The organism is uncultured Hymenobacter sp. (genome assembly GCF_964243305.1).
Taxonomy (GTDB): Bacteria; Bacteroidota; Bacteroidia; order Cytophagales; family Hymenobacteraceae; genus Hymenobacter.
Genome location: NZ_CAXTEF010000025.1, coordinates 56266 through 63392 on the forward strand (window position 1 = coordinate 56266; position 7127 = coordinate 63392).

Below are 7127 nucleotides of genomic sequence, written 5' to 3' on the forward strand. Positions count from 1 at the left end.
GTAAACCTCAGCGCCCTCTGCGGGCTAAAAATCAAAGAACGTAATTATTTGCGCAGCTCCACCACCCACGCCGTGCGCCCCGGTACCCGCAACGATTTCAAATCCAAAATCCCTACCCCCGTCGTCACTTCCAACCCCGACGAGAACCCATTGAGCCGCTCGGCAAACCGCGCCGTGGCCACCACTTTCTCCGACTTATTCGAGTTCATCACCACCATCACCGTGCCCGCGTCGGAGTAGCGGAAGTACACGTACACGCCATCCTCCGGGATGAAGTGCATGAGCTTGCCCGAGTGCAGCGCCGGATGCGTCCGACGATACCCCGCCAGCTTGCTTACGTAGCTAAAGGCTTCTGCTTCAGACCCGGAGCGGGAAACAAACAGGTTCTTCTTATCTCCAGTCCAGCCGCCCGGAAAGTCCTCGCGCACCTTCCCGTCGGGGTCCGAGAAGTTCTTCATCAGCACCTCGGTGCCGTAGTAGAGGTGGGGCGTACCGCGGGTAGTCAGCAGCCAGGCAATGCCCATCTTGTACTTGGCCAGGTCCTCGCCGATGACCGAGAAAAACCGGCTCACGTCGTGGTTGTCCAGGAACACTACGTTGCGCGTCGGGTCCTCGTAGAGCCAGTCGGCTTGCAGGGTATAGTATAATTTGCTGATGCCCTCGGTCCAGCCCGCGTCCTTGGTCAGCGCCTCATTGATGGCGTATTGCAGCTGAAAATCCAGCACGCCGGGCAGTGTCGATTTAAACCCATCGACGGCCGGCAGGATGTTGCGCGCGAAGTAGGCCTGCTGCGCGACGCCCTGCACCCAGGTTTCGCCAAACATGCCCAGCCGCGGGTACTGCCCGGCCAGCGCCGTGCTCCACTGCATCAGAAATTTGGGCTCCGAATACCCATAAGTATCAATTCGATAGGCATCGAGCCCGGTGTATTCGATCCACCACAGGAAGTTCTGAATCAGATAAGTAGCCACCAGCGGGTTGCTCTGGTTCAAGTCGGGCATGGTCGTATCAAACCAGCCCTGATTGAACCGCTTGAAGTCGTAGTCCGAGCCGTGCGGGTCGTTGAAGGCGGCGTCGCGGAAGTTGCTGCGCGTGAAGCCGGGCCACTGGTGAAACCAGTCCGGCGCGGGCTGGTCCAAAAACAGGTAGTTCTGGGAGCCGCAGTGGTTGAGCACCACGTCGTGCACCACTTTCAGGCCCTGCTGATGGGCGTGTTGCACGAAGGCGGCGTACTGCGCCGTGGTGCCATAGCGCGGGTCCACGTTGTAGTAGTCGGTCAGGGCATAGCCGTGGTAGCTGGCCTTGGGCATGTCGTTTTCCACGACGGGGGTAGGCCAGATGGCCGTCACGCCCAGCTCCTTCAAGTACGCAAAGTGATTTTCGATGCCCTGGAGGTCGCCGCCGTGGCGGGCATACATCGAGTCGCGGGCAATATGATTGACACGGGTACCCTTCACCACGTCGTTCTTGGGGTCGCCGTTGGCGAAGCGGTCAGGCATGAGCAAATACACAAAGTCGCTCTGGTCGAGGCCCTGCACGCGGGTTTTATCCTGGGTGTCGCGGGCGCGCAGCTCGTAGGCGTAGGTGAATTTCCTGGCGCCCTTGAATGCCAGCTTTAGCCGACCCGGCCGGGCCTCGGAGCTGATGGTGAGGTTGAGCAGCAAGTAGTTGGGGCTTTCGAGCTTCTGCACGCCATCCAGCGTGACGCCGGCGTAACTCGTCAGGCTCACGGTGCTGCCGGCCACGCCTGGCCCGTGCACGAGCAGCTGGAGCTTCGGGTTTTTCATGCCCACCCACCAGTTCGTGGGGTCGATGCGCACGCCGGGCGCGGCGCGGGCATTGGTGTGGGCCAGCAGGCCGGCAGCATCAGGGGTAGCGGGCGGGGCCGGCCGCCCGCCAGCCCGCGCCGGGCTAAGCAGCGAGGATAGGAAAGCCAGCAGGCCGGCGGCCAGCACTGGGTTGATAGCGCGGGAAAAGAGCTTCATAGAGCGGGAGAATAGGGAAATGAGACATTAGCAGTCGGGCGGGCAAGATACAGCCAGGGGCCACGCCCGACGGGCAAGCCCGGCACGCCACCAGCATTAGCACCTCAACCAGCCGGCGCCGGACGCCGTTAGAAATGAGCCGCTTTAGCGGCCCGGCCCTCAGCTCAGCTTTATTCCCTACCCCCTCCTTTCGCTCCGAACCCCTATGACGACAAGCTTCAAACTCACCAATACGCTCAACGAGCTGACCCTTTTCATCCATGACCGCATTGCGGGCTACCAAACGGCCGCCCGCGAAACCAAAGACGCCGCCAACCAGGCCTATTACCAAAGCCTGATGCAGCAGAGCGAGCAGTTCGTGCAGGAGCTAAATGGCTTTGCCAGCGCGGCCGGCGGCGATGACGAAGACAGCACCACGCTCAAGGGCCGCTTCTACCGCGGCTTCATGGACGCCAAGGCCCTGGTGGTGGCCCGCAACGAGCAAAGCATCCTCGATTCCAATATCTACGGCGAAGAATGGGCCCTGAAAGCCTACCGCGAGGCCCTCGAATCTGATGGTCTTCCGCCCGCCGCCCGCGCGGCCGTTGAGCGGCAGTACGCAGCCTCGCAGCAGACGTATGAGCAGCTCAAGGGCCTGAAAGCGCAAGGATAACCAAGAGCTGTGAGGTGGTCCGGCCGGCGGCTGGCAGGACAGGCAGGAGTTGCTGTTCGAATGGCGTCGGCAACAGCCGCTCAGACCGCCGCTCGGCGCCACCGGCCGGGCAGAGTCCGGGCCGGGCAGAGGCCGGGCTGCCGGGCCGGGCTCTTGTTTAACCTGAATTGCCGAATATTGCGGCTTCGTTTGGCACTGGCTGGTTCGTGCCCTACCCCCCTCTTTTTGCTTCACCTTTCAGCGCCTGCTCTCGCTGGCGCGCTTTTTCATGGCTTTCGCTTTCAATCCCTACCCCCCCGCCGCCAAGTACAAGACGGCCGCCGCGTATTTCTCAATGGAATTTGCGCTCGACCAATCCCTGAAAATCTATTCCGGCGGCCTGGGCTTTCTGGCCGGCTCGCACATGCGCTCGGCTTACGAGCTGAAGCAAAACCTGATTGGCATCGGGATGCTCTGGAGCTTCGGCTACTACGACCAGGGCCGCAACGAGGACCAGACGCTGCGCGTGAACTACACCCGCAAGGAATACTCGTTTCTGCAAGACACCGGCCTGGTTTTCCCCGTCATTATTCACGGCGCCGAGGTGTACGTCAAGGCGCTGTATCTGAACCCGGAGACCTTCGGCACGGCGCCGATGTTTTTCCTGACCACCGACATTCCGCAGAACGACTACGTTTCGCGCACCATCACCCACCACCTCTACGACCCCAACGATGCCGCCCGCGTGGCGCAGAGCATTGTGCTGGGTGTGGGCGGCGGCAAGCTGCTGGACTTGCTGGGCCGCAAAACCGACGTGTACCATTTGAATGAGGGCCACGGCCTGCCGCTGGCCTTTTACCTCTATGCCAAGCACGGCCGCAGCCTGGCCGAAGTGCAGAAGCGCCTGGTTTTCACGACCCACACGCCCGAGCTGGCCGGCAACGAGGAGCGCCCCATGCGGCTGCTCGAAGACATGACCTTCTTCGGCGACGTGCCAACCGACGAAATTCGGCAGGTGGCGCAGATTTACGACGGCAGCTCGCTCAACTACACGCTCACGGCCCTGCGGTTCGCGCGCCGCGCCAACGCCGTGAGCAAGGTGCACGGGCTGGTGAGCAACGAGATGTGGGGCGGCAACGCCGGCATCTGCCCCATCATTCCCATCACCAACTCCCAGAATGGTACCTACTGGCGCGACCCGGAGCTGGCCCGCGCCCTCAAAGCCAAGGACGACAACGCCCTGCTGGCCCGCAAGCGGGCGCTGAAAAAGGAGCTGTTCAAGATTGTAGCCGACCAGACCGGCAACCTCTTCGACCCCGACGTGCTGACTATCGTCTGGGCCCGGCGCTTTGCCGGCTACAAGCGCGCCGACCTGATTTTGCGCCACTTCGACCGGTTCCGGGCGCTGCTCAGCCACGCCGACCGGCCGGTGCAAATCATCTGGGCCGGCAAGCCCTACCCCCTCGATTACGGTGCTATTAACCTGTTCAATAGTCTGATTAACAAGACTCGCGGCTTGAAAAACTGCGCGGTGCTGACCGGCTACGAGCTGGGCTTGTCGGCGGCCCTGAAGAAGGGCTCCGACCTCTGGCTCAACACGCCGCGCTTCCCGCGCGAGGCCTCCGGCACCAGCGGCATGACCGCGGCCATGAACGCCTGCGTCAACCTGAGCATCGCCGACGGCTGGATTCCCGAGTTCACCCGCCCGGGCGAAAACGGTTTCCTCATCCCCCACTCACCCGTCGAGCTGCCGGAGCACGTGAGGGACGATGCCGAAGCCACGGCCCTGCTCGACGTGCTCGAAAACACGATTCTTCCCCTGTACTACAACCGGCCCCAGGACTTTCTGAGAGTAGCCAAAACGGCCCTGAAGGACGTGGAGCCCGCCTTCGAGAGCGGGCGCATGGCGCGCGAATACTACGAGCAGCTGTATGCGGTGAAGTAAGGGGGTAGGGAATCAGGTACTGTCATGCTGAGCTTGCGAAGGACTTTATCACGTTAGAACGATTGTCGTATAAACGAGTCATCCTGACGTGATAAGGTCCTTCGCAAGCTCAGCATGACAGTACCTGATTCCCTACCCCCTATTGCTTCTCTCATGTGCGGCCGCTACACCTTCCTCACCCCTACCCCCTCCGCCGAGCAGCACTTCGGGGCCCGGCCCAAGGACGACGCCCCCGTCCCAACCACCTACAACGCGGCGCCCGCGCAGGCCCTGCCCATCATCACCAACGCCGCCCCCGGCCAGATTCAGCTCGTGCGCTGGGGCCTGGTGCCAATTACGCGGTGACATCTGGCGCGGCCTGCCGACTGGTGGCCAAGCCTCACTTGGCCGCCGCGCTGAAGCCGGCTTGCGTTTGCAGGGCTTCGAGGGCCGCGGCCAGGTAGACCAAGGGCGCGTTCCAGTTAATGGCCACCTCGTTGGACGCGTAGGAGCACACCGTGTCGGTATACGCTAGTGGGGCCAGCGCCGAGGGGTAGAGGCAGCCGTCCTGCCGGCCGGGGTTGGGGCCGCCCACCAGCAGGCCGGGTACGGGGGCGGCTACTCCGTCGGCCTCCGAGAGGCGGTGATGCGGGTGCTGGGGCGCGCGCGTCCCGCTGCCCGTCACGAAGCAGTAGCCCGTGGCATTGCGGCCCAGCAGGTAGTCGAGGTTGGTCAGGGCCGCGCGCAGGTACTTGGCGTCGTTGGTGAGGCGGTAGGCCTGCACCAGGGCAATGCCCTGGTTGGCAGCGTTGGCGTTGCTGCCCCAGTTGTAGTCGCGCGCCGCGCCCATCGCCGTACCGTAGGCGTGGGCGGCGCTGGCCGCGACCAGGCGGTCGGCCAGCCCCAGCAGGCGCTGCCGTAGCAGCGGCAGCGCGGGCCGGGCGGCCGGGGTGAGCTGCTGGCGGAAGCGGGCGAGGGTGTAGTAGCCCAGGCCGCGCACCTGGTCCCAGGCGGGCAGGGCCGGCGCAGTGGCCAGCAGCTGGCTGGCCTGGTAGTACTGGTCCTCTTTCGTAGTGATGTAGAGTTCGGTTGCGGCCCAGGCCACCTCATCGCGCAGGTCCTCGTCGCCGTAGGCGCCGGTCTTGATAGGGGGCTGAAACTGCTGGTTCAGGGCGTCTTGCCGGTAGTAGCGGGCCGGGTTCTGCCGGGCCCAGCGCCAGGCCGTGGTGGCGGCGCGCCGGCACGAGTCGGCCAGGCCGGGCAAGGGCCGGTCGAAGCGGCGCAACACGCGGCTGGCCTGCGCCATCACGGCCGCAAAATCCAACGTGGCGGCCGTGCTCTTCTGCACCACGTAGCGCGGGGTAGCGCAGGCCGCGGGCATCACCATGCCGTCAAAGTCGGCATTGGTGAGCTTGTGGTAGACCCCGCCGTCTTCGGGGTCCTGCATGGTCAGCAGCCAGCGCAGGTTCCAGAGCGCCTCGTCGAGCACGTCGGGCACGGCATTGCGGCTTTCGGGGATGCCCGCGTTGAACTGCGCGCAGTAGGCCGGGAAATCCTCGTAGAGCGAGAGCAGCGTGCCGAGCGTAATGCCCGAGTTGACCACGTACTTGTTGTAGTCGCCGGCATCGTACCACCCCCGCGGGCTCGCCAGCCGGGTGCCGGCCGGCCGCCGGGCGCTGGCGGCGGACGGGTGTACCAGCACGTCGCGGTCGGGGTGGCCCAGCGGCCGGCTCCACGGGCCGGCATAGGCCGGCGGCAGCGGCGTGGCCGCGCGCTGGTAGTAGAAGCCTTTCAGGGCGGCCTGCGCCAGAGCCTCGTGCACCCTTGGCGCAATCCGAAACGGGGCCGAGACGCCCACGCCCGGCACCGATAAGATAAAGGTGCCGGCCGTGTGGCAGGCCGAAAAGTCGGCTGGCCGCAGGAGTTGCTGGGCCAGGCTATCGTAGCGGCCCACGCCGAGTTCGCCAGTGAAAGTGGGCGTCGCCTGTCCGGGCGCGGTCAGGTAAAACGGGCCAGCGCTGGCCCCAACGACAACTGCCACTTTGGGGGCGGTTGGGTAAAAGCCGACCTGGTTGAGCCGAATGGTTCCGGCGGCTGGCGGGGACTGGGCGGGGACTGAGTGGGCGCCGCTGACGAGGCAGTTGGTGGCGAAAAAGACCTTGATAAGCGGATGCATACGGATAAGGGTTGCCAAACAAGCAGGGGTCGCCGACGCTGAGCGCTTCACGTTGGCGGGACGCCCGGCCCTAAAAGTAAGCGAGGGCTCGGTTCCGGGCGGCAAACGGCAGGGCTTTGAGAAGACAGGGCCTGGCGCCGTGCGCTGCTGGCGCAGCAGCTCGTCGATGAGCGGCACAAGCGTCCGCGCATCAAATTCGGGGTCTCTAAAGGCAATGGCCAGCCGCTCAGGCTACTACGCGCGCCCGATTGCGTTAGACGCTCGTCAGGAAAACCGCCGTTTTCCAAGCGCTGCCTGGCTCAGCAGATAAGGCCTGATAAGGTTTATTTTTTAAGTACGCTAGTTAAAGCTATGCCCTTTAGGGGGTGTTCTCAATTGAGATACAGCGTCCAGAGGCGGGCGCAGAGAAAA

5 protein-coding genes are annotated in these 7127 nt (G+C 64.0%); 3 read left to right on the plus strand and 2 right to left on the minus strand.

Annotation, left to right across the window (positions count from 1 at the left end):
* Nucleotides 1–44 precede the first annotated feature (44 nt).
* Nucleotides 45–1985: a glycoside hydrolase family 13 protein gene (locus tag ACFE70_RS14120; protein ID WP_375418405.1), complete on the minus strand. Its 1941-nt coding sequence runs from the start codon at nucleotides 1983–1985 to the stop codon at nucleotides 45–47.
* 205 nt (nucleotides 1986–2190) lie between these two features.
* Here ACFE70_RS14120 and ACFE70_RS14125 point away from each other — a divergent pair, with 205 nt between their 5' ends.
* The 3 genes from ACFE70_RS14125 to ACFE70_RS14135 all read left to right on the plus strand — a co-directional run bounded on the left by ACFE70_RS14125 (nucleotide 2191) and on the right by ACFE70_RS14135 (nucleotide 4906).
* Nucleotides 2191–2637 carry a PA2169 family four-helix-bundle protein gene (locus tag ACFE70_RS14125; RefSeq protein ID WP_375418406.1) on the plus strand — a complete coding sequence of 149 codons (447 nt, stop codon included), beginning with the start codon at nucleotides 2191–2193 and terminating at the stop codon, nucleotides 2635–2637.
* Nucleotides 2638–2905: 268 nt separating this feature from the next.
* Nucleotides 2906–4561 (plus strand): alpha-glucan family phosphorylase, encoded by a 1656-nt coding sequence (gene glgP, locus ACFE70_RS14130; RefSeq protein ID WP_375418407.1) that lies wholly within the window; start codon nucleotides 2906–2908, stop codon nucleotides 4559–4561.
* A 114-nt stretch (nucleotides 4562–4675) separates the two neighbouring features.
* Nucleotides 4676–4906 carry an SOS response-associated peptidase family protein gene (locus tag ACFE70_RS14135; RefSeq protein WP_375418408.1) on the plus strand — a complete coding sequence of 77 codons (231 nt, stop codon included), beginning with the start codon at nucleotides 4676–4678 and terminating at the stop codon, nucleotides 4904–4906.
* Nucleotides 4907–4940: 34 nt separating this feature from the next.
* Here ACFE70_RS14135 and ACFE70_RS14140 read toward each other — a convergent pair whose 3' ends face one another.
* The gene (locus ACFE70_RS14140) at nucleotides 4941–6716 is read right to left on the minus strand and encodes a glycoside hydrolase family 9 protein (protein WP_375418409.1); all 1776 of its coding nucleotides are present in this window, start codon (nucleotides 6714–6716) and stop codon (nucleotides 4941–4943) included.
* Between the last annotated feature and the right edge of the window lie 411 nt (nucleotides 6717–7127).